The following is a 571-nucleotide window of genomic DNA, read 5'->3' as shown; positions in this document are numbered from 1 at the left end:
TCCAATTCATTAAGCATGATATTGGATAAGAGAGGAGATACATTTCCTCCCTGTGGTGTGCCAACTAGCGTTTTATGACGTTGACCATTAATGATAACACCTGAATGAAGATACTGACGAATCAAGGATTCCCTATCTCCGTCTTCGATAATGTTATGTACTAAGGACATCAATCTATCTTGAGGAACCCTATCGAAAAATTTCTCTAGGTCTATATCCACTATCCACTCATAGCCGTCATTTAAGTACTCTAAGAACTTCCTGATGGCTTTTTCACATGACCTATTTGGTCTGAAGCCATAACTCGTATCTGAGAAATGAGATTCACAAATGGGGCTCATGACTTGGACAATGGCTTGTTGGATTATCCTATCCATCACTGTCGGAATTCCTAGTTGACGGATGCCTCCGTTTGGTTTAGGAATCTCAACTCTAAGAACTGGTTGAGGCTTATATTTTCTCTGTTTTATCAGTTCCTTAGTCAAGCGCCAGTTTTGTCTGAGATAATTATCCATCTCTTCTATAGTCATTCCATCAATCCCAGCTGAGCCTTTATTGGATTTTCCTTGAT

General features: G+C 39.6%; 1 protein-coding gene. It reads right to left on the bottom strand.

The window, feature by feature from the left end; genetic code table 11:
- Positions 1 to 571 (bottom strand): reverse transcriptase domain-containing protein (locus HT699_RS10670; RefSeq protein ID WP_172934357.1); only part of this gene is annotated, 571 nt, incomplete at both ends.

Source organism: Streptococcus sp. 1055, from assembly GCF_013276815.1.
Classification (GTDB): Bacteria; Bacillota; Bacilli; order Lactobacillales; family Streptococcaceae; genus Streptococcus; species Streptococcus pseudopneumoniae.
Note: the sequence above shows the minus strand (reverse complement) of the source record. Positions and strands in the feature narration are given on the sequence as shown.